This window comes from Streptococcus mitis (assembly GCF_946188685.1).
Lineage (GTDB): Bacteria > Bacillota > Bacilli > Lactobacillales > Streptococcaceae > Streptococcus > Streptococcus mitis_CC.
Genome location: NZ_CAMHWH010000005.1, coordinates 135,455 through 159,676 on the forward strand (window position 1 = coordinate 135,455; position 24,222 = coordinate 159,676).

Here is a 24,222-nt window from a genome sequence, read left to right on the forward strand (position 1 = left end):
AAAATAAACAATAATTAAAGAATAAGAAAAATCCTCCGTTTCAAAGAGTAGGGAACTCTTTGTGACAGAGGATTTTTTCTATAGGGCTTTAGCAGCTGCAATTGCGGCTTCGAAGTTTGGTTCAGAGTTGATATTGTCCACGTATTCAACGTAGCGAATCGTATTGTCGGTATCAAGGACAAAGACTGCGCGTGCCAATAGGTGCCACTCATTGATTAAGAGGGCGTAATCACGTCCAAAGGAATGGTCGAAATAGTCTGAGAGCATGATGGCATTTTCAATTCCCTCAGCACCACACCAACGTTTTTGGGCAAATGGTAGGTCCATAGAAACAGTCAATACGACCGTGTTGTCCAGTCCAGCCAGTTCTTCATTAAAGCGACGCGTTTGAGTTGAGCAGATACCTGTATCGATAGAAGGCACGACACTCAAGACTTTTTTCTTGCCATCAAAATCAGCCAGAGATTTTTTAGAAAGGTCTGTTGTAGTGAGTGAAAAATCAAGTGCCTTGTCGCCGACTTGTAGTTGTTTACCTGTAAAGCTCACAGGATTTCCGAGAAAAGTTACCATAAGATACTCCAATCTTTTTTCTTCCATTTTAGCTGAAACGGTTAGAATTTTCCAATGATTTGACCGGAAATGTGGGCATAGAAAAAAACGCCAGCTCATGAGAGAATGACGTTTTTCAGAGGCTTATTTTGCCAATCCTTCAGCAATCTTGTCAAGGTTGTATTTCATCATGTTGTAGTAGCTATCGCCTTCTTTACCTTGTTCTGCGATAGAGTCAGTAAAGATTTGTGCGTAGATTGGGATGTTTGTGTCTTGTGAAACAGTCTTCATTGGACGGTCATCCACACTTGATTCTACAAAGAGTGAAGGAACTTTTGTTTGGCGAAGTTTTTCAACCAAGGTCTTGATTTGGTCAGGTGTTCCTTCTTCTTCAGTGTTGATTTCCCAGATATAGGCACTTGGGACACCGTAGGCTTTAGAGAAGTATTTGAAGCATCCTTCGCTGGTTACGATCAATTTCTTCTCAGCAGGGATGTTGTTAAATTTCTCTTTAGCTTCCTTGTCAAGTTTGTCTAGCTTATCAGTATATTCTTTGAGATTTTTTTCGTAGAATTCCTTGTTGCTAGGGTCTTTAGCGCTCAATTGTTTTGCGATATTCTTAGCAAAAATCATCCCGTTTTCAAGGTTAAGCCAAGCGTGTGGGTCTTCTTTGCCTTTTTCGTTTTGGCCTTCAAGGTAGATAACATCAACGCCTTCGCTGACTGCAAAGTAGTCTTTGTTTTCAGTTTTCTTGGCATTTTCTACCAATTTTGTAAACCAAGCATTGCCACCTGTTTCAAGGTTGATACCGTTATAGAAAATCAAATCAGCTTGAGAAGTTTTCTTAACGTCTTCAGGGAGTGGTTCGTATTCGTGTGGGTCTTGACCAACAGGAACGATACTGTGAAGATCAATCTTATCACCAGCAATATTTTTAGTAATATCAGCGATGATTGAGTTTGTAGCAACAACTTTTAGTTTTTGACCAGAAGCTGCATCTTTTTTTCCGCTAGCACATGCTACAAGAGCAATGACAGAAAGAAAAAGAACGAGTAATGTACCTAATTTTTTCATTAGATCCTCCAATTTATTGGGGTTTTGCCCCTTATTTTAACAAATGTTTATTTTTCAGTTTCAAATATCGTTGTTTTGGAGCGATAAAGAAGCTAATGAGAAAGAAACTAGCAGCTGTGAGCACGATACTAGAACCTGCCGCAACGTTAAAGCTATAACCGATAAAGAGTCCCAAAACTGAAGCAGTAGCTCCAAAGGTTGAGGAAAGGAAAATCATGCTTTTCAGGCTATTAGCATACAGATAAGCAGTTGCAGCTGGGGTAATCAGCATGGCTACAATCAGGATAGTTCCGACACTTTGCATGGCTGTCACAGACACGAGAGTCAAGAGTACCATGAGAAGGTAGTGATAGAAATTGACAGGCATTCCCATGGCTTTGGCCAAGAGTTCATCAAAGGAAGTTATCAAGAGTTGCTTGAAGAAAATCCAGATTAACAAGAGAATGACTGCACCAACACCCATAGTAATAAACATATCCGTATCTTGGACGGCCAGGATATTTCCGAAAAGAATATGGAAAAGGTCAGTTGAACTTTTAGCGACACTAATCAAGATGATACCGAGGGCTAAGAAAGAAGAAAAGGTAATGCCGATGGCGGTATCGCTTTTGATAATCGAGTTCCCCTTGATGTAGGTAATGATGATAGCAGCTAGCAATCCAAAGACAATGGCTCCGATAAAGAAGTCAAGGCCCAAGATGAAGGAGAGGGCTACACCTGGTAAGACAGCATGTGAAATGGCATCTCCCATGAGTGACATCCCGCGTAGGATGATGAAACATCCTACAGCTCCAGCTACGACCCCGACGACAATGGCTGTTATCAAGGCATTTTGTAAGAAATGGAATTTTTGCAATCCATCGATAAATTCTGCAATCATAGGTCACCTCCATTGAAAAAGAGTCGATTACCGTAAGCTTCTTTGAGATTGGCTTCGGTAAAGGTTTCTTTGGTTGGACCAAAGGCAATCACTTCTCGATTGACAAGCAAGACTTGATCGAAGTAGTGGGCAACCTTGCTGAGGTCGTGGTGGACGATGAGAACCGTCTTCCCAGCTTTTTTCAGATCTCTCAGCGTATTCATGATGATTTCCTCACTAACAGAGTCAATCCCAACAAAGGGTTCATCCAAGAGGATATAGTCGGCTTCCTGCACCAAACATCTGGCAATCAAGACCCGCTGGAATTGACCTCCAGACAGTTGACTGATTTGCCGTTCTGCGTAGTCAGCTAGCCCGACGATTTCAAGGGCTTCTTGCACTTTCTTCCAATGTTTAGCGTTTAAACTTCGAAAGAGAGGGATAGAGGGAAAGAGTCCTAGAGAGACACATTCCTTGACCTTGATGGGAAAGTTGTAGTCGATATTGATTTTTTGTTCGACATAGGCGATTCGGTGTAAGGATTTTTTAACTTCCTTGTCATCGAGAAATGCCTGACCTTGATGTGGGATAATTCCCAGCATCCCTTTTAATAATGTTGATTTCCCAGCACCGTTTGGACCAATGATACCGGTAATTGTTGGTCCTTGGAGCACTAGTGAAATATCCTTAAGTGCCAACGTTTCTTTGTAGGAGACACTGAGGTTTTCGATACGTATCATAAACTTATATTCCTCCTGCCTCTTAATATACATTAAAAAAAAAATTAAGTCAAGTTAATTTTTAAAAAATTAAAATAATAACTGAAAAATGATGGAAAGAGAAAGTTCATTTTTAATTGCATTCCCAGTTAATTTTTGTTAAGCTAAAAACAAGTACAAATGAAAGCGAGAACACGATGACACGTTATCAAGATGATTTTTATGATGCAATCAATGGAGAATGGCAACAGACAGCTGAAATCCCAGCAGATAAGTCTCAAACGGGAGGTTTTGTTGATTTAGATCAGGAAATTGAAGACCTGATGCTGGCGACAACAGACAAGTGGTTGGCAGGAGAAGAGGTGCCTGAGGATGCTATCTTGGCAAACTTTGTCAAATACCACCGCCTAGTTCGTGATTTTGACAAGAGAGAAGCTGACGGTATCACACCTGTTTTGCCTCTTCTTAAAGAATTCCAAGCATTGGAGACTTTTGCAGATTTCACTGCCAAACTAGCAGAGTTTGAACTTGCTGGAAAACCTAATTTCCTTCCTTTTGGTGTATCGCCAGACTTTATGGATGCCAGAATTAACGTTCTATGGGCTAGCGCTCCAAGCACGATTTTGCCAGATACGACTTACTATGCTGAAGACCATCCTCAGCGTGAGGAACTCTTGACTCTTTGGAAAGAATCTAGCGCAAATCTCCTCAAGGCTTATGATTTCTCTGATGAAGAAATTGAAGACTTGCTAGAGAAAAGACTTGAATTGGACCGTCGAGTTGCGGCAGTGGTGCTTTCTAATGAAGAAAGTTCAGAATATGCTAAACTCTACCATCCATATTCTTATGAAGATTTCAAAAAATTCGCGCCTGCCCTACCTTTGGATGGCTTCTTCCAAGCCGTTCTTGGACAAGTGCCAGACAAGGTTATCGTAGACGAGGAACGTTTCTGGCAAGCAGCAGATCAATTCTATAGTGAAGAATCTTGGCCTCTCCTCAAGGCAACCTTAATTTTAAGTGTTGTTAATCTTTCAACCAGCTATTTAACAGAAGAAATCCGTGTCTTGTCAGGTGCTTACAGCCGTGCGCTTTCAGGAGTTCCAGAAGCCAAAGACAAGGTCAAGGCAGCCTACCAGCTAGCACAAGGTCCTTTCAAACAAGCCTTGGGTCTCTGGTATGCCCATGAAAAATTCTCTCCCGAAGCTAAGGCGGACGTGGAGAAAAAAGTAGCAACTATGATTGATGTCTATAAGGAACGCTTGGCTAAAAATGACTGGCTGACTCCTGAAACTCGTGATAAGGCCATCGTCAAACTTAATGTTATCAAGCCTTACATCGGTTACCCAGAAGAATTGCCAGCACGATACAAGGACAAGGTAGTGGATGAGACTGCTAGTCTTTTTGACAATGCTCTAGCCTTTGCGCGTGTGGAAATCAAGCACAGTTGGAGCAAGTGGAACCAGCCTGTAGATTACAAGGAGTGGGGCATGCCTGCTCATATGGTCAATGCCTACTACAATCCACAGAAGAACCTGATTGTCTTCCCAGCAGCTATTTTACAGGCGCCTTTCTATGACTTGCATCAGTCATCTTCTGCTAACTACGGGGGTATTGGGGCAGTTATTGCTCATGAAATTTCCCACGCCTTTGATACCAACGGAGCTTCCTTTGATGAAAATGGTAGCCTCAAAGATTGGTGGACAGAGAGCGACTATGCTGCCTTTAAGGAGAAAACACAAAAAGTTATTGACCAATTTGATGGACAAGATTCTTATGGAGCAACCATCAACGGTAAATTGACTGTATCAGAAAACGTGGCTGACTTGGGAGGAATCGCTGCAGCGCTTGAAGCTGCCAAGAGAGAACCAGATTTCTCGGCAGAAGAATTCTTCTACAACTTCGGTCGCATCTGGCGCATGAAAGGTCGTCCAGAATTTATGAAACTTTTGGCTAGCGTTGATGTGCACGCGCCAGCCAAACTCCGTGTCAATGTACAAGTACCAAACTTCGATGATTTCTTTACAACCTATGATGTCAAAGAAGGTGACGGCATGTGGCGTTCACCAGAAGACCGTGTGATTATTTGGTAATGCCAAAAATCTAGTCATCAGAAAAAAGGCATCCAATCAGGTGTGAAAACCTTGATAGGATGCCTTTTATTGTGGAAAGAATACTGGATAATGTACTTAAAATGGGATAGTCATTGTCACTATCTTGTTAGAAAAAAGGATTGAAGGTCTTTTCATGGGCGATGGTCGTAGCTGGACCATGTCCTGGATAGACATCGTAGTTTGGTAGGGTGAAGAGTTGGGTCTGGATACTATGGAGAAGTTGCTCCGTACTACCAGTTGGAAGATCTGTTCGTCCTATAGTTTCACGGAATAGGGCATCACCTGTCAAGACTAGGTGAGCATCAGGAAATACTAGGGAAACACCACCGATAGAATGTCCTGGTGTTGGTAAGACAGTGAAACGAAATTCCTCTAGTTGGTATTCTTCGTGAAAGATAAAAGTGTGTTCTGCAGGTTTTGCGACCACATCTGCCATATCATCGTGGCGAGGAAGCCCAGAGAGATTATCGACAGGAGTATAGAGCCAGCTGGCTTCACTCTCTGCGATATAGACAGGAGGATTGCCAAAAGTCTCGCGAACCAAGTCCAGACTCATGATATGGTCATAATGGGCGTGGGTCAATAGAATAGCGCAGATAGGTTTGTTGATGTTCTCTATTGTCTGACGAATAGCTTCCCAATGGCTGCCAGGATCGACGACGATGAGGTGTTTTTCACCCTCCAGGTAATAGGTGTTTTCATAGGCAACAGGATTCACGGTTTTATGGATTTTCATATTAGCTCCAATCTCAAAGAATGTACTAATACTCTTCGAAAATTTCTTCAAACCGCGTCAACTTTATCTGCAACCTCAAAGCAGTGCTTTGAGCAACCTGCGGCTAGTTTCCTAGTTTGCTCTTTGATTTTCATTGAGTATAAATTAAGTATAGCACAGTTGGGGAGAATAAGCTGGAAAAGGAAATAGGTCTAGAAAGAAGATGGTTTGGATAAAAAATAAGCCTCGAGTTAGTTCGAGGCTTAGACTGCTTTAATTTCCAGCATAATATTTTTGGATTCCCTTGACAATCCCTTCAACTAGTTTATCTTGGTAGTCACTGCTGCGGATTTTTTGGTTTTCTTCCGGATTATCCATATATCCCATCTCCAACAAAACAGCTGGTTTAGCTGTTTCACGGAGAACAGCAAAGGTTGCTTGCAAGAGCCCAGCATCCCTAGCTCCAGTTTCAGCTAGCAGTGAAGAATGGATATCGGCTGCGAGACGATTACTTTCACTCATTCGTTCAGGATTGTTGTGCCAATCCTTGTTAATCTTGCTAGGGAAACCAGGTTCATCCTTGTAAGAATAGGTCTGGATACCAAGATTAACGGTTGTATCATTCCCTTTTGCATTGAAATGAAGGCTGATGAAAAAGTCAGCATTGGTCTTGTTGACCATACGAGAACGCTCGGTAATGAAATCAACGTCTATATCACTGTCCCGAGAGGTGAGAACGGTGTAGCCGAGCCCTTCTAATCTCTTACGTAGCTTACGATAAACTTGTAGGTTCAATTCTTTCTCAGCTATGCCATAGTAATAAGCCCCGCGGTCCTTACCACCGTGTCCTGGATCGAGAAAGATAGTTTTAGAGTAATGTCCTTTTTGAAAACCTTGTGCTAATTCACGAACCCATTTTCCATTCCCTTGGAAGAGCTGATTTTTACCATCCACAGCATAGGTTCCTGTAACATACACACCATCGTCCTTAAGATAGTACCAAGCTTGATAGTCTGGGTCATAAATCCATTCCTTGTGGGCCATGTAGCCACCAGATTTGAGGTAGTAGGAACCAATCCATTGTTTTTGGGCATAACGTCCGCCAGATTTGAGGTAAAACCAACTAGAGTAGCTTTGGTCGTAGACCCATTCCTTATCTGCCATAGCACCACTGGATTTGAGGTAGTAATCGCCTTTCCAGACATTGGCCAACATTCTACCGTAGCCATCAAAAGCATACCACTTGCCATTGATTTGGCTCCATTGGTTGGATAAATATTTACCTGAACCATTGATATAGTACCAATTATTTCCCATTTGGTACCAGCTGTTTTCAAGCAAGTAGCCATGACTATCAAAGAAATAACCATCATAGAGGGTATCTGTAAATTTGACCCCAGTTTGACTATAAAAAGTCCACTTGTTCCCCTCTTTTACCCAGCCAGTTTGTATAGGTTGATTGGGTTTGGTTTCTGTGGAAAGAGAAGGTTTGCTTTCTTGCTCACTCGAACTAGCTTTACTTGACGAAGTTTCTCTACTAGTTTGAGAACTACTAGCAGAAGTATTTGTAGAACTATTAGTAGAATGACTAGTGGAAGTGTTTATTGAGCTACTAGTTGAACTAGTCATAGGGGCAGTAGTGGAATGACTCGTATCGTCAGCTAAAACGACTTGGCTCGATAAGCCAAGAACAGCCAAGGCTAAAAGTGTCAGTCTTTTGTGTGATTTCATGTTGTTTGCCTTTCTAGAGAGATGAAAATTCAGTAATTATCGTAAAAAAACTGTTCATATTACCATTATACACTAAAAAAGTTAGAAAATTACCAAAATATCAAACATTTTCTTATTGAAAAAGAGGAATGTATTTTCGTTTCACTAACTTTTATCTTAGCCTATATCAAAAAAGATAGATGAAAATCAGATAATTATATTATTTTTTAGTGTGAATCTTATTTTATTCTCCTTCCCAACAAATTAAATAAGCTTTAGAATCCTCTTTTTCTAGTTTTCATATTCTTAAAAAAGTGATAAAATGGTAGGAAGAATTGGAGAGTAGAGATGCCAAAAGAAGAGAATTTAACAGGCGATGAAGTTGTCGCTTTAACACAGAAATATTTATCGGAAGAGGATGTGGCTTTTGTCCATAAGGCCTTGGTTTACGCCGTTGAATGCCATAGTGGTCAATATCGTAAATCAGGTGAGCCTTATATCATTCACCCCATTCAAGTGGCAGGTATTTTAGCTAAGCTCAAGTTGGATGCTGTAACGGTAGCTTGTGGTTTCTTGCATGATGTGGTGGAAGATACTGATGCGACCTTGGACGATTTGGAAAGAGAGTTTGGTCCTGATGTGCGGGTAATCGTAGATGGGGTTACCAAGCTTGGTAAGGTCAAATACAAGTCTCACGAAGAGCAGTTGGCAGAAAATCATCGCAAGATGCTCATGGCCATGTCTGAGGACATCCGCGTTATCTTGGTTAAACTGTCTGACCGCTTGCACAATATGCGAACTCTGAAACATCTTCGAAAAGATAAGCAGGAGCGTATTTCCAAAGAAACCATGGAAATCTATGCCCCACTTGCTCACCGTTTGGGGATTTCTAGCGTTAAATGGGAATTGGAAGACCTATCTTTCCGTTATCTTAATCCAACGGAGTTTTACAAGATCACCCATATGATGAAGGAAAAGCGCAGAGAGCGTGAAGCCTTGGTGGATGAGGTAGTTACGAAACTAGAAGACTATACGACGGATCGTCACTTGAAAGGGAAGATTTACGGTCGTCCCAAGCATATTTACTCGATTTTCCGCAAAATGCAGGATAAGAGAAAACGGTTTGAGGAAATCTATGACCTGATTGCCATTCGCTGTATTTTAGATACCCAAAGTGATGTTTATGCCATGCTTGGTTATGTGCATGAACTTTGGAAACCAATGCCAGGTCGTTTCAAAGACTATATCGCTAACCGCAAGGCCAATGGTTATCAGTCTATCCATACGACTGTTTATGGACCAAAAGGGCCGATTGAATTCCAGATTCGGACCAAAGAAATGCACGAGGTGGCTGAGTACGGGGTTGCGGCTCACTGGGCTTATAAGAAAGGCATTAAGGGGCAGGTCAACAGCAAGGAATCAGCTATTGGGATGAACTGGATCAAGGAGATGATGGAGCTCCAAGACCAGGCTGATGATGCCAAGGAATTTGTGGACTCTGTGAAGGAAAACTATCTGGCTGAGGAGATTTATGTCTTTACCCCAGATGGTGCCGTCCGTTCCCTTCCCAAAGATTCAGGACCGATTGACTTTGCCTACGAAATCCATACAAAAGTCGGTGAAAAAGCGACAGGTGCCAAGGTCAATGGCCGTATGGTTCCGCTGACAACCAAGCTCAAGACAGGGGATCAGGTTGAAATTGTTACCAACCCGAACTCCTTTGGGCCGAGCCGTGACTGGCTCAACATGGTCAAGACCAGCAAGGCGCGTAACAAGATTCGTCAGTTTTTTAAAAACCAAGATAAGGAATTGTCTGTCAACAAGGGTCGTGAGATGTTGATGGCCCAGTTCCAAGAAAATGGCTATGTGGCCAATAAATTTATGGACAAGCGTCATATGGACCAAGTTCTGCAAAAGACCAGCTACAAGACAGAAGAATCCCTCTTTGCGGCTATTGGTTTTGGCGAAATCGGTGCTATTACTGTCTTTAACCGTCTGACTGAAAAGGAACGTCGTGAGGAAGAACGTGCCAAGGCCAAGGCGGAAGCAGAAGAGCTTGTCAAAGGTGGCGAGATCAAGGTTGAAAACAAAGAAACCCTCAAGGTTAAGCATGAGGGTGGAGTGGTCATTGAAGGTGCCTCAGGTCTCCTAGTGCGGATTGCCAAGTGTTGTAATCCTGTTCCTGGTGACGATATTGTCGGCTACATTACCAAGGGTCGTGGTGTAGCTATTCACCGTGTGGACTGTATGAACTTACGGGCCCAAGAAAACTACGAGCAACGCCTTCTTGATGTGGAGTGGGAAGACCAGTACTCTAGCTCAAATAAGGAGTATATGGCCCATATCGACATCTACGGCCTCAACCGTACAGGACTGTTGAACGATGTACTACAAGTTCTCTCAAACACAACCAAGAATATCTCGACAGTCAACGCCCAACCAACCAAGGATATGAAATTTGCCAATATCCATGTGTCCTTCGGTATTGCCAACCTCTCTACACTGACTACGGTCGTGGACAAGATTAAAAGTGTGCCAGAAGTCTATTCTGTCAAACGGACCAACGGCTAATTGTCCTAGCTCTTACTAGAAAGGCTATTATGAAAATCATTATCCAACGGGTTAAAAAAGCCCAAGTCAGTATCGAAGGTCAGGTGCAGGGGAAAATCAATCAGGGACTCTTATTGCTGGTTGGTGTTGGACCAGAGGACCAAGAGGAAGATTTGGACTATGCTGTGAGAAAACTTGTCAATATGCGGATTTTTTCAGACGCAGAAGGCAAGATGAACCTGTCTGTCAAAGATATTGAAGGAGAAATCCTCTCTATTTCTCAGTTTACCCTCTTTGCGGACACCAAGAAAGGCAATCGTCCAGCCTTCACAGGCGCAGCCAAGCCTGATATGGCATCAGATTTCTATGATGCATTCAATCAAAAATTAGCGGAAGAAGTTCCCGTTCAGACAGGTATCTTTGGAGCGGATATGCAGGTTGAGCTGGTCAATGACGGTCCAGTTACCATTATCCTTGATACTAAAAATAGATAAGAAAAACCAAGCCCAGCCGGCTTGGTTTTTCTTATCTATCATAAAATACTCCAAAATGCAATCTGTTCCTGATAGGCCTTGGGGAAATCTCTTTTCAGGCTTAGGCAGATGCGATAGGAAGGGACGAGATGTCCTAGGATGAGGAGAGTTCCCTGAAGGAAAAGTGGGATACCCCTTAAAAACAGCAAGGAGAGAATTATCAGGCTATCCCATAGGAGGATTTGTAAGGTAAAACGCCAGAATCTTGGTCTAATCTGGGAATAGAGGTGACTAAAGTGGTCACAAAGTTGGTTAGAAAGATAGGTCAATAGCACAGGATGAAAGAAAATGAGCCAACCACTATAAATCAAAATCCAGTCCCAAGTAAGCCCCTCTTTAAATGTCAAAAATGCCAGCATGATTCCATCAATGACAAGGAGTTGAATGCTTTTGATGAAGATGATTTTTTTCATGCTAGAACCTCCTTCTCCTTAGAGACACTTCCATAAAGAAATGCGTTTGTCATAAAAGTCTGGATAGTTGTTTCTTAGGTAGTCCGCTGTCCTATAATAAAAAGTAGAATGGCAAGCAGTGATGATTGACATAAGAGATTAAAAACGCTGAGAACTAATGAAGGCTAAGAGGACAAAAAATAGAAAATCAATGGAGAGAACCCCTAAATAGTAGAAGCGAATCTTTTTATTGATTTGAGGATAAATCTCAGCGAATTGATGTTTGAGTCGGACAACCAAGCGAAATAACAGGAGTCCTTGAGTAAGGAGGAAAATAAAACCAGATAGCAAGAGCCACTCCAAAGATGTCTCGGGTCTAGTACTAAAAAATACAAGTAGTAGCAAATCAATGACTGCAATTGCTGTAAAATGGATTCTAAAGAGATTTTTCATGACAAGACCTCCCTCTTTTATCTATTTTCATTCTACTCCAAAAGAATGGGAGTTACAACTAAAATGATAAAAATTTTAGTAAGGAGATTCTGTTAGATTTCTTTATTTGATTTCCCTCTTATTGTTCCACCTCTTCATCATTCCAGACAAATAAAGCTCCGATTGCATTGAGGATATAAAAGATGTATTTTCCGATATTGGCAAAATTTCCTTGAATACCAGCTTTTGTCAGCTGAACGAAATTGTAAATCAACCAAAAGCCCCACTGAGTTGTTAGTTTCAATGCGTTAAAAGCATTGGCAATGAGTGAGAGTGCAAAGGCAATGGTTGTTACATAGGCAAGGAGATTCATCTTTCCTCCATAGCCGATATAGTTTGTCACAAAGGCAAAGAGGAAGGCGATGATGGAAATGATGATGGCCGCCAATTTTAGCTGTTTTTGGCTCATTTGGTTGGGTCTGCCTTCTTGCGAAGCTTCCCATTTCTTAATAGCAAAGGTATAAATGAGGAAGGTGACGGGATAGGTAATGATGGCCGCCTTATTTCCAAGGATATAATCAATAGCACCGGACAAAATGGTATTAACAATACCAAAGTAATTTCCCCATTTGCTTAATTTCCCCGTGAAACGAGTGGATAACATGGAAATCCCAACGTTGGTTACGGAAATCAATCCAAAGGGAACAAGAGCTGTCCATGGGCCCCAGTCTACGAATTTGTCGAGACGGGAGTTGAGGTAACCAGATGCAATTGCAATCCCAACGACCAGAGCAACTCCAAAGAGGTCAAACCATTTAGATGTAGCAAAAATTTTTAGTGATTTTTTCATAGGTTAAACTATCTTTCTTGTTTTTTACAAACATTCTACAACTAAATGAAAGTAAAATCAAATGATAGAAATAAAACCCTGAAAATAAAACTTTCAGGGTTGGTAGGGGACTTAAGAAATTAGTTGATTTTCTCGACATAGAGTTGTTTTGCAATGTCCATATTCACTTGTAAATCCTCGTTTTTACTGAGGATAGTAAAGGTGTTGCTGAAGCCATCAAACTGCTGGACTTGGAGCTGGTCACCGATGTGAAGTGAGTGCTTGTCCAGATAACTGAGAATGTCAAAACTATCGTGCACCCGAGTTAGGCGATAGGAGCCAGCTTCCTTGATATCAGCTAGTGGCAGGTTATTGATTTCAACTAGGAGTTCTCCCTTGGCAGGAATGGTTCCTCCGTGGGGGCAGGTCTTGGGAAATCCTAGTAGTTTATCCAGTCTTTCCACGAACAGGTCAGAGACAGTATGTTCCAAGACCTCAGCTTCCTCGTGAATCTGGTCACTTGTATAGTCTAAATGATGGACTAGAAAAACTTCAATCAAGCGATGCTTACGATAGAGCTCAGAGACCAGTTTGAGTCCGAGATCAGTCAGTAGATAGCCACATTCCTTGTCCTTGAGGATGAGATTTTCACTTTTCATCCGTTTAATCATTTCAGTTACGGCAGGGGGAGAGACTTGCATGCGGGCAGCAATTTCCTTATTGGTAATTTTATGCAGGTCTATGCCAATTTCATAAATACACTTTAGATAGTCTTCTTTATTCGGGGTCATTCGTTTCCTCTTGTCTAATATCTTTATCTAGTATATCAAAAAAAGCTAGATTTCTCTAGCTGTGACTTTTTATGTTATACTTATTGCAAGAGAAAAAACGAGGAGATGGATATGACGAAAATAGCTCTTCTTTCAGATATTCATGGAAATACCACCGCCTTGGAGGCTGTTTTGGCAGATGCTCGGCAGCTAGGAGTGGATGAATACTGGCTTTTGGGAGACATTCTCATGCCAGGGACAGGGCGTAGAAGGATTTTGGACTTGTTGGCTCAACTACCGATTACGTCTAGAGTTTTGGGAAACTGGGAAGACAGTCTTTGGCATGGTGTCCGTAAGGAATTGGATAGTACTCGCCCCAGTCAACGCTATCTCTTGCGCCAGTGCCAGTATGTTTTAGAGGAAATTTCCCTAGAAGAAATTGAACTGCTCCACAATCAACCACTCCAGATTCATCGTCAGTTTGGTGATTTGACGGTGGGAATTAGCCACCATCTTCCTGATAAGAATTGGGGGCGAGAGTTGATTCATACTGGAGAACAAGAGGATTTTGACCGCTTGGTGACTAATCCGTCCTGCGATATAGCCGTTTATGGTCATATCCACCAGCAGTTGCTTCGTTACGGGACTGGTGGGCAATTGATTGTCAATCCAGGTTCGATTGGGCAACCTTTCTTTCTAGATGCCCAGTTGCGGAAGGACTTACGGGCCCAGTATATGATTTTGGAGTTTGATGACAAGGGCTTGGTAGATATGGACTTCCGACGGGTGGACTACGATGTGGCAGCTGAATTGCAGCTAGCTAAAGACCTCAAACTTCCCTATTTTGAGGTTTATTATGAAAGTCTGGTCAATGGTATCCACCATACTCATCATCAGGAATTTTTGAGAAAATTAGCCCAGAAAGAGGGTTATGATAGGGAATTAGATGCTTGGTTGAAAAGTGGTAACGATTGACATTACAACTAAAAAGGGTATAATAAAAGAAAAAGAAGAGTAGAGGCAGGGTAGCCTCGTAAAAAGGAGAAGAGGATGCAAATTCCAAGTAGATTTACCATTGCGACTCATATGCTGATAATCATTGCCCTCAAGGGGAAGGAAAGCAAGGTGACCAGTGATTTTCTGGCTGCTAGTGTCGGGGTCAATCCTGTCATTATCAGAAAAACCTTGTCCCAGTTGAAGAAGGCAGAGCTGATTTCAGTCGCGCGCGGAACAGGTGGTACAGAGATTGTCAAGGATCTCAAAGACATTAGTCTATTAGATGTTTATCAAGCGGTTGAGTGTCTTGGTAAGACTGGTCAACTCTTCAGTTTTCATGACAATCCAAATCCAAATTGCCCAGTTGGAGCTCATATTCATGATGTTTTGGATCAAAAATTGGAGAGAATCCAGTTTGCTATGGAGGCTGAACTTGGTCAGACCAGTCTAGAACAAGTCGTGGCTGATGCAGAGAGTCAAATGAAGGATTGAATTCTTCTTTAAAGCAAAAAAGCTTATGAAAAGGCAAAAACCTTATCATAAGCTTTTTATCTATTTTTCCATGCTTGGTAACGGGTATCAATCAATAATTGGGTAAGGCGTCCCATGGTTTCCCTTTCTTCTTGGGTGAGGGATTGCGCTTGGACAAAGAGATGATGAATGTGTTCAAGCGCCTTTAAGGATGACAGGTCATTGATGGAGCTAATCCCAGCATCTAGAATGGTGCCAAAGAAGAGGTCGAAGTAGAGCTGAAGCTCCTCGTCAGGGACTGTTGCCACCCATTCTTTGAAGGTTGTGTCAACTTGTTGACTATCACTGTTGATTTTATCCAGTTGGACGAAGTGCTTGTCCTCAATCTGCCAACTAAAGGTGTCGTGCTGGGCGATACCACCTAAGGCAGTACTGTGCACGATGATTTGGTGGTTAGGGATTTCCATCATCATACCGATAATGGACCCTTGTGGGATGAAGACCTTGCTTCTATGCATTATCCTTTGATAGCCCTCGGTTTGTGTCAGTTCTTTATGGAGACCAGGCGCATCAAAGGTATAAACTGCTGTGATTTGATTTTGCAAGCTTTGCTCAATTTGACTAGCAGCATAGATGGCTAAATTTCCTCCCTTGGAATGCCCAGCCAGAATAACCTTTTGCTTAGGATGGCGGGCAAAAAAGTTCTTTAAATAGCGAAGGGCGTGCTTTTGAGCAGGAATTTCCTTCATATAGGTCAGGTGGAAATCTTCCTTCCAGCCAATGATACTGTCATCTGTACCTCGAAAAACAATCAGATAGGTATCGAGAGTGAGGCGGTAGGTCATAGCAGCAAATTGCTTTTGCAGTTCAGGATCAATGTCATTGATAAAATGGGAGAGTTTGCAATTTTTGAAGCGCTTGTGTTGAGCTAGTTCATCTAATAGCTGGAGGCGATTTTTGCTGGTCAACATGTTAGGATCCCTTGGAACCTGAGGTGCCAGGTCTAAAAGTCGCTGAGGACTTGTTGATACCAGATTATCAAAGGGTAGGTAAGTAGTTTCTGTTAAGGCTAGAATGTCTAATTCATTCAAATGAAGGTCATAAAAGGAATCGTATGCGACATCTTTCAGATAGTCAAAAATATTGGCCATAAGAGCTCCTTTCTTTTTATTTATCTTATCAAATTTCCCTCAAATTAGCTAGTAGGATTATTTCACTTTGTTGGCTAAAAACAAGCTATGTCAAAATCAATTTTAGTCCTTCTAGCATGGAAAAATCTGTTATAATAATAGAAAAGGAGGAGCGCATGCACAAGATTTTACTAGTAGAAGATGATCAGGTTATTCGTCAACAGGTCGGGAAAATGCTCTCTGAATGGGGATTTGAAGTGGTTTTGGTAGAAGACTTTATGGAAGTTTTGAGTCTTTTTGTCCAGTCGGAACCTCATTTGGTCCTCATGGATATTGGCTTGCCCTTGTTTAACGGCTATCACTGGTGTCAGGAGATTCGCAAGATTTCCAAGGTGCCGATTATGTTTCTGTCTTCCAGAGACCAGGCTATGGATATCGTCATGGCGATTAATATGGGGGCGGATGACTTTGTGACCAAGCCTTTTGACCAGCAGGTTCTTTTAGCCAAGGTTCAGGGCTTGTTGCGTCGTTCCTATGAGTTTGGGCGTGACGAGAGTTTACTGGAATATGCTGGTGTTATCCTCAATACCAAATCAATGGATTTACATTATCAAGGGCAAGTCTTGAATTTGACCAAGAACGAATTCCAGATTTTACGCGTTTTATTTGAGCATGCAGGCAACATCGTAGCACGTGATGACCTTATGCGGGAACTTTGGAACAGTGACTTTTTCATTGATGATAATACCCTCTCTGTCAATGTGGCTCGATTGCGTAAAAAGTTGGAAGAGCAGGGCTTGGTAGGATTTATCGAGACCAAGAAAGGGATAGGGTACGGATTAAAGCATGCTTGATTGGAAACAATTTTTTCTAGCCTATCTGCGTTCCCGTAGTCGTCTGTTTGTCTATCTGATTTCTTTGACGTTTCTGCTCTTACTCTTTCAGTTTTTATTTGCCAGTTTGGGAATTTACTTTCTCTACTTTTTCCTGCTGTGTTGCTTTGTAACCATCTTATTTTTCACTTGGGATATATTGGCGGAGATGCAGGTCTATCGTCAGGAAATTCTCTATGGGGAGAGGGAAGCCAAATCTCCATTGGAAATAGCCTTGGCTGAAAAATTAGAGGCGCGTGAGATGGAACTCTATCAGCAGAGGTCAGATTCAGAAAGAAAACTGACGGATTTGCTGGATTACTATACCTTGTGGGTCCATCAGATTAAGACCCCCATTGCAGCCAGTCAACTCTTAGTTGCAGAAGTGGTCGACCGCCAACTGAAGCAGCAATTAGAACAGGAAATTTTCAAGATTGATTCCTATACCAATCTAGTTTTACAGTATCTGCGTTTAGAAAGTTTCCATGATGATTTGGTCTTAAAGCAAGTTCAAATTGAGGACTTGGTCAAGGAAATAATTCGTAAATATGCTCTTTTCTTTATTCAAAAAGGCTTAAATGTCAATCTACATGACCTTGATAAAGAAATCGTGACGGATAAAAAGTGGCTGCTAGTGGTTATTGAGCAAATCATCTCAAACAGTCTCAAGTACACCAAGGAAGGTGGTCTGGAGATTTATATGGAGGGGCAAGAGCTTTGTATCAAGGATACGGGAATCGGGATAAAAAACAGTGATGTCCTCCGAGTCTTTGAACGTGGCTTCTCAGGATATAATGGACGCCTAACTCAGCAGTCATCTGGACTTGGCCTCTATCTATCTAAGAAAATTTCTGAAGAACTGGGGCACCAGATTCGTATCGAGTCTGAGGTTGGAAAAGGAACGATAGTGCGGATTCAGTTTGCTCAAGTAAAGTTAGTCCTTGAGTGAGAAGAGACAATGAGTTTTTACACAATCTCTTTTTCCTATATTTCAGGATATTTGAAAATTGTATTTTAGAAAAATAATAATAGAGTTCTTGATACGGGATATAGTATAAATACTGGTTCAAAGTGAAGTTTTGTATGCTTTATACTTTTGTTGAGTATAAAATCTATAAACTAAGGGTGAATTACAAAAATTAATTTGAGATGAAGTGAATTGTAGACTTGGGAAATGTCTCCTATTCGATTTCAGAATGAATCGTTGATACAGGATTAAAAGAACTACAGCTTTCTTTTTATTTTGAATGAGATAGGTGTATATAGATTTGTGTAACTGGTGTAGAACTGTTTCCAAGAATTTATTGAATGTATCGAATACACACATTCTATTGATTTTGAACCAGTTTTTAATTTCTAAATGTTATAATAGTTTTATCAAGTAAAAGGAGACTGCCATGATTGGAGACAATATAAAATTCTTACGAAAATCACATAATCTGATATAACCAGAATTTTCACGGATTGTGGGTGTGTCACGAAATAGCCTAAATCGTTAGAAAAACTGAAAAAGCTTACTTTCAATAGAAGTATTGGAAATATTCATTTTACATCTATCAAAGAAACATGGGATAGACCTATATTTTACAAAATAGCAAATTATATTTTGAATGATAGTAAAAACTGCAGTACTTGTGTGATTTACAATTATTGCACTCAATGTCCGAGTATCGCACTATCTGAAATAGGGAATAGTAGAGATTGTTCTGCGATATGTAAAAAAACGCATTAGCAAGGAGTATCGTATATGCTACCATATCTTAAAACTATTAGATGGTATCTCTTCTTTAATTTTCTTTTTGGTGTAGTATCGAATATCTGCACAGCTTTGTTACCGTATTTCACGCAGGCATTAATCAAAGGGGATTATCAAGTAGCTCTATATGGTTACTCTATGTCAGTGGCAGGCTATTTGAGTTGTAACTATATCCAAATGATACTTGATTGGAAGCAGGGGATTATCTTTTCGACTACTTTGAAAAATGAGTGGTTTCGTTCACTTCTGGGACTCAGTCACCACGATTTCAAGCAGAAAACAGTAGCAGAGTATATTTCCTATCAATCTAATGACCTAGATTCGTTGGAAAAGGATTACCTTCCTCCATTGATGAGTTTTATCAAACAAATTTTACGTATCATCATTTACGCTTTCATTATTAGCAGAACAATTAATCCTATTGTATCACTGATTTTAATCTTTTCCACTGGAATTAGTATTCAAATTCCTAAAATCGTTGGGAAGTTGACCGCTAATCGTAGACAAGTTTACTTGAAAAAACAAGGAGATTACTATCGAACTTTGGAGGATTTGCTCATGGGACATCATTTGGTAAATAAACTAACTATGTCGCATTTTTTGAATCAACAAAAGAGCTCTCTAAAGAATTTGCAGGATAAGTATTTTAAGTATGGTTTGACAAAAATTACAGGCATCTTATTGACAGGTGTTTCTTTTGAATTCATTAGTCTTGTTCTGTTTATTTATTTAGCCTACTCTCTATCTCACCAGCAACTCGGTATTCCTGAGGTGGTGGCGAGTTTCGGATATATTAATGCTTTTTCTGAACCAATACAGGAAATCCTTTATGATTTACAAATGTTAGAGTCCGTAAAGCCTGTAATCAAGAGTTTTCAAAACATTGTTGGGAGACCCGTTTCAGTTCAAGCACCTCAACATTCTTTTGATACGATTACTTTGAAAAACATTTCCAAACAACTGGGAGAATCAAAATTGATAATTACTTCCGCTACGATTCAAAAAGGGGATAAAATTGCGCTTATTGGTAAGAATGGGTCTGGAAAAAGTAGTCTTCTCAATATTTTAAATGGAACAGATGAAGATTTTGAAGGACAAATTGTGCTAGATGGGCTTGTTTTGGACCATCTTTGGGGGAGATTCGGTATGATTCTGCAACAAGAACATACATTTATTTCGAGTTATGAAAATAATGTAACGCTATTCAATAGTTTCAATGAAAAATTCAGAGAAGAAGATTTTGAAAAAATTCCACCACAATCCCTGTCAGGTGGTCAGCAACAACGAATGTATTTAAATCGTGAGAAAAATCGTAAAAATCCATTGCTTATCCTAGACGAACCTTTCTCTGCCTTGGATACTAATCAGTTTAAAATGGAATTGGAAAGAGTTCTGGAACTACCAAGTGCCGTCATTGTTACTTTACATCGCCAAAACGAATTATTAAGTAAGTTTGACCAAGTTTGGGAAATTAAGAATGGAGAACTTGTAATTTTGAAATAGCTAAATTATAAAGAATAAAACGCATAGTATCAAGGTTCAGGAGATACCGTTTTTCCTTCTTCGGATAAGGAAACAAAAATTTCTTGCTTCATCTATCTATTCAATTGATAGATTTCTTCGAAGAAAGACTGTAAAATTTTTGATATAATGTTAAGGATGGACTGGCGGATACTTAGAGGATAATTTTCAAAAGTATAACAGGTGAGAAGAAAAATATGTAAGACTGGACAGAAGTCTCTCTACCATCATCCATGCAGAAACAAAATTATATGAAATAAAAGGAGTAACCAATGACTGGAAACTATTCAACACGTGAATACCGTGAGAAATTATATGATGATCTTCATGTTCGATTAAGAGATACAGTGATTTTGATGTGTGCGATTTTTATTGCCTCTATTGGCCTAAATATGAATTCAACAGCTGTCATTATTGGAGCCATGCTGATTTCCCCTCTTATGACACCGATTGTTGGACTGGGGTTTGGTTTAGCTATTTTTGATACGCGTTTAATCAAGCAATCTCTAGAGGTTTTATTGACTCAAGTGTTGGTCAGTTTGCTTGTCTCGACTCTGTATTTCTGGATTTCTCCCTTGTCTTATGCAAGTAGCGAGTTGATTGCACGAACCTCTCCAACCATTTGGGATGTCCTCATTGCTATTGCTGGTGGGATTGCTGGTGTGATCGGTTCAAGGAAAAAAGAAGCAAACAATATCGTGCCAGGAGTAGCCATTGCTACAGCTTTGATGCCGCCTATCTGTACTGCAGGTTACGGTTTAGCTAATGGAAATGTACGATTTTTATTTGGAGCTCTCTATCTTTTCTTGATCAACTGTGTCTTTATCATGCTAACCAATATTGTTGGAACAAGAATTTTGATGAGAAAATCTCCCTTAAGTTCATTTAAAGAGCTAAATATTAAAATGAGAATTGGCTTGATTTCTTTGATTGTATTGTTGATTCTTCCAGCTAGCTATTCGGCAGTTACTCTGACAATAGAACAAGCGCGCAAAGAAGGGATCAAACAGTTTGTAGGAAAAGAGTTCGCCAATTATACGGTTATTAATCAAGTCTACAAGTCAAGGGACAATGAATTGGTCTTGACGGTTGTTGGAGATCCGATTTCAGAAGAAGAATTAGAAACACTCCACCAAAAACAAGCCTCTTACGGTATTCAATCTGTTCAATTGAAAGTGAATCAAGTTCAGAACTCGCCAACATTAGATAGTGAAGCGACCAAGGAATTTTATGAAAACATTGACAAGTATATTGATCAAAAACTCTCTGAAAAAGATTCACAAAACGATCTCGTAAAAGAAAATGAAGCAGACAAGGATTGAGGACAATGAACTGAATCGGTTTTTACGCCGTGTTTTTCTTGTATCTTCCTCTTTCTTACTTATAGCAGGTTGTTTTTGCTTGAATAAGAAATAAATTAGAAGTTCTATCATCTAAGAAAAATGATGAAAAAAATCATTTAACTAATGGTGTGAACGTTTAGTGTTTATCAGCTCCATTCTCTGTAATTTTGGGGGTAAAATCCACACCATTTAGATAAAATTAGTTGAATTTGATTGGAAAAACGCTTTTATAAAAGCGGAGAAAAGTCTTGATATTACGCTGTTTTTAGTCCAACTGAAATTCATACTTTCCAAACCAGGCTTGAAAAAAGCTCGTAAAGCATCACAATTTAGTAAACGTTAAAACTTATTTAAACTTATTGAAAGCATTTCGTATCAAAAATACGGGATGCTTTTTCTGTTCACCCCAAATTTTTGTAACTAGGTGATACTTGAAATTAATACAAATTTGGTTGTTTTTGATAAATCTAAGCAACACTAAATGATGAAGTGAAAGGGGATGAATCTTTGATAGTATTCATTTATTGTGAAATATGATATACTTATTAATTAGATGGATGAATACTTCTAGAGTTAAATATAGCATAATAGGGACAGACTTTTTGGTTTATTTTTGTTTGTAGTCGGATTATGAAAGAATATCCAATATTATGCGATAAGATAGAATGTTACAAAAAAGAAAGGGGATGCAATCCGATGAAGAAAGACAGATTAATTGTATTGACAGATGCTGTTCTAGCAATTATTATGACCATCTTGATTTTAGAGTTAGAAAAACCAACAACACCAAGTCTTAAAGCTTTTTGGGATTTACGGCAAAATTTCTTTGCTTGTTTTCTTTCCTTTTTCTGGTTGGGATCGTTATGGATGGCACTAAACACATTATGGGAAAAGGTTGAGAAAATTTCCTCAGAAATTATTTGGTGGAATTTGTTTCTACTCTTGGAGCGGCAGGAGTTCTCTTTGGAGAATTTCATGCCATCCAAGATACCAGTCTGAATGATGTGGTGGACCGGATCTATATAAATGTCAAGGATTTACCGTTTCAGTCCTTGGGAGCTTTAGCTAATATCCTGTCTGATATTAAGAAGGGACTGATTCAAGACAGTCATATCTGGTCTTTCTTCCAGTCATTTTTCAAACAATATCAGTTGATAATCAGCTTAAATCAGATCTATCAGTTTGTCTATCTTTCTCTGATGGAGATCATGTCCTATCTTCACTTTGATTATTGGAAAAAAACGGCTCGGTCAGGAGCTAGTATGAATAAGGAGAACAAATGAAACGTTTAAAAATGTTATGGCATATTATGCAGGTTACGGGTTTTACTCGGTTTGCTCTGAGTTTTGTGACCTTTGTTTTTGGGTCAGGAGGCGTGCTTTTCCTAGTTGAACCTGCTATCACAAATTACGGAGACGGTCTTTGGTATGCTTTTGTGACTTCGACGACTGTCGGCTACGGGGATCTCCTAGCTGTGACCTTGATTGGAAGGATTACCAGTGTCTTCTTGACGATTTATGGGCTCATATTTTTTGGCTGTTTATCAGCTGTTATTTTTAATTATTATACCAATTTAAATAAGGAAAGAGGAGAGGACAAATGACTGCCAATTATTCAACACGGGAATACCGTGAGAAATTATACGATGACCTTCATGTTCGATTGAGAGATACAGCGATTTTGATGTGTGCAATTTTTATTGCCTCTATCGGACTAAATATGAATTCAACAGCTGTCATTATAGGAGCCATGTTGATTTCACCTCTCATGACACCGATTGTTGGACTGGGATTCGGTTTAGCTATTTTTGATACGCGTTTAATCAAGCAATCTCTAGAGGTTTTATTGACTCAAGTGTTGGTCAGTTTGCTTGTCTCGACTCTGTATTTCTGGATTTCTCCCTTGTCTTATGCAAGTAGCGAGTTGATTGCACGAACCTCTCCAACCATTTGGGATGTCCTCATTGCTATTGCTGGTGGGATTGCTGGTGTGATCGGTTCAAGGAAAAAAGAAGCAAACAATATCGTGCCAGGAGTAGCCATTGCTACAGCTCTGATGCCGCCTATCTGTACTGCTGGCTATGGTTTAGCTAATGGGAATGTACGATTTTTATTGGGGGCTCTCTATCTTTTCTTGATCAACTGTGTCTTTATCATGCTAGCCAACATTGTTGGAACAAGAATTTTGATGAGAAAATCTCCTTTAACTTCATTTAAAGAGCTGAGCATTAAAATGAGAATTGGCTTGATTTCTTTGATTGTATTGTTGATTCTTCCAGCTAGCTATTCGGCAGTTACTCTGACAATAGAACAAGCGCGCAAAGAAGGGATCAAACAGTTTGTAGGAAAAGAGTTCGCCAATTATACGGTTATTAATCAAGTCTACAAGTCAAGGGACAATGAATTGGTCTTGACGGTTGTTGGAGATCCAATTTCAGAAGAAGAATTAGAAACCATTCGTCAAAAACAAGCCTCTTACGGTATTCAATCTGTTCAATTGAAAGTCAAGCAATTCCATAATTCGGCAAAATTAGATAGTGAGGCGACCAAGGAATTTTACGAAAACATTGACAAGTATATCGAACAAAAACTCTCTGAAAAAGATTTACAAAACGATCGCGCAAAAGAAAATGAAGCAGACAAGGACTGAGGATAGTCAACTTATCTAACTCATGGAAGCAAATCTTGGGAGGATATCCTATATCCAAAAGTTAATGGATAGAAAGGATTGTTGATGAGAATATCATTTGTGGTGGTTTGACCAATCACTACTAGCTCAGGTTAAATAAAATATAAAAAGCAACAACTGAAATATGAACTGCCCCCCAAAAGTTAGACAGAAAAAATCTAACTTTTGGGGGGCTTTTATTATGAAATTAACTTATGATGAT

At 40.0% G+C, this 24,222-nt stretch carries 23 protein-coding genes and 1 pseudogene; 13 read left to right on the plus strand and 11 right to left on the minus strand.

Translation table 11 applies throughout. The annotated features are described in order from the left end of the window. Positions 1 to 78: 78 nt before the first annotated feature. From tpx to N8N51_RS06495, 4 genes are all read right to left on the minus strand, one after another. Positions 79 to 570 (minus strand): thiol peroxidase, encoded by a 492-nt coding sequence (tpx, locus tag N8N51_RS06480; protein ID WP_000256026.1) that lies wholly within the window; start codon positions 568 to 570, stop codon positions 79 to 81. A 123-nt stretch (positions 571 to 693) separates the two neighbouring features. Further along, positions 694 to 1,623, minus strand: coding sequence for a metal ABC transporter substrate-binding lipoprotein/adhesin PsaA (gene psaA, locus N8N51_RS06485; RefSeq protein WP_261034073.1), 930 nt, complete (start codon positions 1,621 to 1,623; stop codon positions 694 to 696). 31 nt (positions 1,624 to 1,654) lie between these two features. Continuing rightward, positions 1,655 to 2,503: a metal ABC transporter permease gene (locus N8N51_RS06490; protein WP_000559787.1), complete on the minus strand. Its 849-nt coding sequence runs from the start codon at positions 2,501 to 2,503 to the stop codon at positions 1,655 to 1,657. Continuing rightward, complete coding sequence (locus tag N8N51_RS06495) at positions 2,500 to 3,222, minus strand: metal ABC transporter ATP-binding protein (protein ID WP_153210128.1); 723 nt, start codon at positions 3,220 to 3,222, stop codon at positions 2,500 to 2,502. Before N8N51_RS06495 ends, N8N51_RS06490 begins: the two co-directional genes overlap by 4 nt. Positions 3,223 to 3,398: 176 nt before the next feature. Between N8N51_RS06495 and pepO the strand changes: the two genes are divergently transcribed. After that, a complete protein-coding gene (pepO, locus tag N8N51_RS06500) occupies positions 3,399 to 5,291 on the plus strand; it encodes an endopeptidase PepO (protein WP_261103841.1) in 1,893 nt (630 codons plus the stop codon). A gap of 127 nt (positions 5,292 to 5,418) precedes the next feature. On the opposite strand, the gene N8N51_RS06505 is transcribed toward pepO, so the two are convergent. Continuing rightward, positions 5,419 to 6,048: an MBL fold metallo-hydrolase gene (locus N8N51_RS06505; protein ID WP_261103842.1), complete on the minus strand. Its 630-nt coding sequence runs from the start codon at positions 6,046 to 6,048 to the stop codon at positions 5,419 to 5,421. 252 nt (positions 6,049 to 6,300) lie between these two features. Continuing rightward, the gene (locus N8N51_RS06510; RefSeq protein ID WP_261103843.1) at positions 6,301 to 7,758 is read right to left on the minus strand and encodes an N-acetylmuramoyl-L-alanine amidase; all 1,458 of its coding nucleotides are present in this window, start codon (positions 7,756 to 7,758) and stop codon (positions 6,301 to 6,303) included. Positions 7,759 to 8,085: 327 nt separating this feature from the next. Here N8N51_RS06510 and N8N51_RS06515 point away from each other — a divergent pair, with 327 nt between their 5' ends. Together N8N51_RS06515 and dtd are read left to right on the plus strand one after the other, a co-directional pair. Continuing rightward, entirely contained in the window at positions 8,086 to 10,308 is a 2,223-nt protein-coding gene (locus tag N8N51_RS06515; RefSeq protein ID WP_261103844.1) for a RelA/SpoT family protein, read from the plus strand. A gap of 29 nt (positions 10,309 to 10,337) precedes the next feature. Continuing rightward, a complete protein-coding gene (dtd, locus tag N8N51_RS06520) occupies positions 10,338 to 10,781 on the plus strand; it encodes a D-aminoacyl-tRNA deacylase (RefSeq protein ID WP_261103845.1) in 444 nt (147 codons plus the stop codon). 38 nt (positions 10,782 to 10,819) lie between these two features. On the opposite strand, the gene N8N51_RS06525 is transcribed toward dtd, so the two are convergent. The 4 genes and pseudogenes from N8N51_RS06525 to N8N51_RS06540 all read right to left on the minus strand — a co-directional run bounded on the left by N8N51_RS06525 (position 10,820) and on the right by N8N51_RS06540 (position 13,264). Next, positions 10,820 to 11,233 carry a hypothetical protein gene (locus tag N8N51_RS06525; protein WP_261103846.1) on the minus strand — a complete coding sequence of 138 codons (414 nt, stop codon included), beginning with the start codon at positions 11,231 to 11,233 and terminating at the stop codon, positions 10,820 to 10,822. Positions 11,234 to 11,251: 18 nt separating this feature from the next. Continuing rightward, a pseudogene (locus N8N51_RS06530) lies at positions 11,252 to 11,665 on the minus strand (hypothetical protein). Positions 11,666 to 11,783: 118 nt separating this feature from the next. Next, on the minus strand, positions 11,784 to 12,494 hold the full coding sequence (locus N8N51_RS06535) for a nicotinamide mononucleotide transporter (protein ID WP_050491233.1): 711 nt from the start codon (positions 12,492 to 12,494) through the stop codon (positions 11,784 to 11,786). A 119-nt stretch (positions 12,495 to 12,613) separates the two neighbouring features. Further along, a complete protein-coding gene (locus N8N51_RS06540; protein ID WP_261103848.1) occupies positions 12,614 to 13,264 on the minus strand; it encodes a metal-dependent transcriptional regulator in 651 nt (216 codons plus the stop codon). A gap of 111 nt (positions 13,265 to 13,375) precedes the next feature. On the opposite strand from N8N51_RS06540, the gene N8N51_RS06545 reads away from it, so the two are divergent. Both N8N51_RS06545 and N8N51_RS06550 read left to right on the plus strand, forming a co-directional pair. Next, positions 13,376 to 14,218, plus strand: coding sequence for a metallophosphoesterase family protein (locus N8N51_RS06545; protein ID WP_261103849.1), 843 nt, complete (start codon positions 13,376 to 13,378; stop codon positions 14,216 to 14,218). A gap of 75 nt (positions 14,219 to 14,293) precedes the next feature. Next, positions 14,294 to 14,731, plus strand: coding sequence for an Rrf2 family transcriptional regulator (locus tag N8N51_RS06550; RefSeq protein WP_261103850.1), 438 nt, complete (start codon positions 14,294 to 14,296; stop codon positions 14,729 to 14,731). Between the two features lie 56 nt (positions 14,732 to 14,787). Here the strand turns inward: N8N51_RS06550 and N8N51_RS06555 are convergent, their stop codons facing one another. After that, positions 14,788 to 15,861, minus strand: a complete 1,074-nt coding sequence (locus tag N8N51_RS06555; protein ID WP_261103851.1) for a DUF2974 domain-containing protein — start codon at positions 15,859 to 15,861, stop codon at positions 14,788 to 14,790. 155 nt (positions 15,862 to 16,016) lie between these two features. Here N8N51_RS06555 and N8N51_RS06560 point away from each other — a divergent pair, with 155 nt between their 5' ends. The 8 genes from N8N51_RS06560 to N8N51_RS06595 all read left to right on the plus strand — a co-directional run bounded on the left by N8N51_RS06560 (position 16,017) and on the right by N8N51_RS06595 (position 23,981). Then, the gene (locus N8N51_RS06560; protein WP_000548991.1) at positions 16,017 to 16,694 is read left to right on the plus strand and encodes a response regulator transcription factor; all 678 of its coding nucleotides are present in this window, start codon (positions 16,017 to 16,019) and stop codon (positions 16,692 to 16,694) included. Next, a complete protein-coding gene (locus N8N51_RS06565) occupies positions 16,687 to 17,661 on the plus strand; it encodes a sensor histidine kinase (protein WP_049516471.1) in 975 nt (324 codons plus the stop codon). Before N8N51_RS06560 ends, N8N51_RS06565 begins: the two co-directional genes overlap by 8 nt. Positions 17,662 to 18,459: 798 nt before the next feature. Further along, the gene (locus N8N51_RS06570) at positions 18,460 to 19,971 is read left to right on the plus strand and encodes an ATP-binding cassette domain-containing protein (protein WP_004242726.1); all 1,512 of its coding nucleotides are present in this window, start codon (positions 18,460 to 18,462) and stop codon (positions 19,969 to 19,971) included. Positions 19,972 to 20,261: 290 nt separating this feature from the next. Then, complete coding sequence (locus N8N51_RS06575) at positions 20,262 to 21,311, plus strand: TIGR00341 family protein (protein ID WP_261081905.1); 1,050 nt, start codon at positions 20,262 to 20,264, stop codon at positions 21,309 to 21,311. 717 nt (positions 21,312 to 22,028) lie between these two features. After that, positions 22,029 to 22,331, plus strand: coding sequence for a TMEM175 family protein (locus N8N51_RS06580; RefSeq protein WP_080976003.1), 303 nt, complete (start codon positions 22,029 to 22,031; stop codon positions 22,329 to 22,331). After that, positions 22,256 to 22,615, plus strand: a complete 360-nt coding sequence (locus N8N51_RS06585) for a hypothetical protein (protein ID WP_000397555.1) — start codon at positions 22,256 to 22,258, stop codon at positions 22,613 to 22,615. Before N8N51_RS06580 ends, N8N51_RS06585 begins: the two co-directional genes overlap by 76 nt. Beyond that, complete coding sequence (locus tag N8N51_RS06590; RefSeq protein ID WP_000825751.1) at positions 22,612 to 22,935, plus strand: potassium channel family protein; 324 nt, start codon at positions 22,612 to 22,614, stop codon at positions 22,933 to 22,935. The genes N8N51_RS06585 and N8N51_RS06590 overlap by 4 nt, the downstream gene beginning before the upstream one ends. Continuing rightward, positions 22,932 to 23,981, plus strand: a complete 1,050-nt coding sequence (locus N8N51_RS06595; RefSeq protein WP_261034051.1) for a DUF389 domain-containing protein — start codon at positions 22,932 to 22,934, stop codon at positions 23,979 to 23,981. Before N8N51_RS06590 ends, N8N51_RS06595 begins: the two co-directional genes overlap by 4 nt. Positions 23,982 to 24,222 lie beyond the last annotated feature (241 nt).

Excerpts from the sequence above, each read along its gene's own strand:
- N8N51_RS06565 (WP_049516471.1), top strand. The coding sequence starts at position 16,687 with ATGCTTGATTGGAAACAATTTTTTCTAGCCTATCTGCGTTCCCGTAGT.
- N8N51_RS06570 (WP_004242726.1), top strand. The coding sequence starts at position 18,460 with ATGCTACCATATCTTAAAACTATTAGATGGTATCTCTTCTTTAATTTT.
- tpx (WP_000256026.1), bottom strand. The coding sequence starts at position 570 with ATGGTAACTTTTCTCGGAAATCCTGTGAGCTTTACAGGTAAACAACTA.
- N8N51_RS06535 (WP_050491233.1), bottom strand. The coding sequence starts at position 12,494 with ATGAAAAAATCACTAAAAATTTTTGCTACATCTAAATGGTTTGACCTC.
- N8N51_RS06550 (WP_261103850.1), top strand. The coding sequence starts at position 14,294 with ATGCAAATTCCAAGTAGATTTACCATTGCGACTCATATGCTGATAATC.
- N8N51_RS06490 (WP_000559787.1), bottom strand. The coding sequence starts at position 2,503 with ATGATTGCAGAATTTATCGATGGATTGCAAAAATTCCATTTCTTACAA.
- N8N51_RS06575 (WP_261081905.1), top strand. The coding sequence starts at position 20,262 with ATGACTGGAAACTATTCAACACGTGAATACCGTGAGAAATTATATGAT.
- N8N51_RS06590 (WP_000825751.1), top strand. The coding sequence starts at position 22,612 with ATGAAACGTTTAAAAATGTTATGGCATATTATGCAGGTTACGGGTTTT.
- N8N51_RS06515 (WP_261103844.1), top strand. The coding sequence starts at position 8,086 with ATGCCAAAAGAAGAGAATTTAACAGGCGATGAAGTTGTCGCTTTAACA.
- N8N51_RS06525 (WP_261103846.1), bottom strand. The coding sequence starts at position 11,233 with ATGAAAAAAATCATCTTCATCAAAAGCATTCAACTCCTTGTCATTGAT.
- N8N51_RS06555 (WP_261103851.1), bottom strand. The coding sequence starts at position 15,861 with ATGGCCAATATTTTTGACTATCTGAAAGATGTCGCATACGATTCCTTT.
- N8N51_RS06540 (WP_261103848.1), bottom strand. The coding sequence starts at position 13,264 with ATGACCCCGAATAAAGAAGACTATCTAAAGTGTATTTATGAAATTGGC.
- N8N51_RS06495 (WP_153210128.1), bottom strand. The coding sequence starts at position 3,222 with ATGATACGTATCGAAAACCTCAGTGTCTCCTACAAAGAAACGTTGGCA.
- N8N51_RS06595 (WP_261034051.1), top strand. The coding sequence starts at position 22,932 with ATGACTGCCAATTATTCAACACGGGAATACCGTGAGAAATTATACGAT.
- N8N51_RS06510 (WP_261103843.1), bottom strand. The coding sequence starts at position 7,758 with ATGAAATCACACAAAAGACTGACACTTTTAGCCTTGGCTGTTCTTGGC.
- psaA (WP_261034073.1), bottom strand. The coding sequence starts at position 1,623 with ATGAAAAAATTAGGTACATTACTCGTTCTTTTTCTTTCTGTCATTGCT.
- pepO (WP_261103841.1), top strand. The coding sequence starts at position 3,399 with ATGACACGTTATCAAGATGATTTTTATGATGCAATCAATGGAGAATGG.
- dtd (WP_261103845.1), top strand. The coding sequence starts at position 10,338 with ATGAAAATCATTATCCAACGGGTTAAAAAAGCCCAAGTCAGTATCGAA.
- N8N51_RS06560 (WP_000548991.1), top strand. The coding sequence starts at position 16,017 with ATGCACAAGATTTTACTAGTAGAAGATGATCAGGTTATTCGTCAACAG.
- N8N51_RS06545 (WP_261103849.1), top strand. The coding sequence starts at position 13,376 with ATGACGAAAATAGCTCTTCTTTCAGATATTCATGGAAATACCACCGCC.
- N8N51_RS06505 (WP_261103842.1), bottom strand. The coding sequence starts at position 6,048 with ATGAAAATCCATAAAACCGTGAATCCTGTTGCCTATGAAAACACCTAT.
- N8N51_RS06580 (WP_080976003.1), top strand. The coding sequence starts at position 22,029 with ATGAAGAAAGACAGATTAATTGTATTGACAGATGCTGTTCTAGCAATT.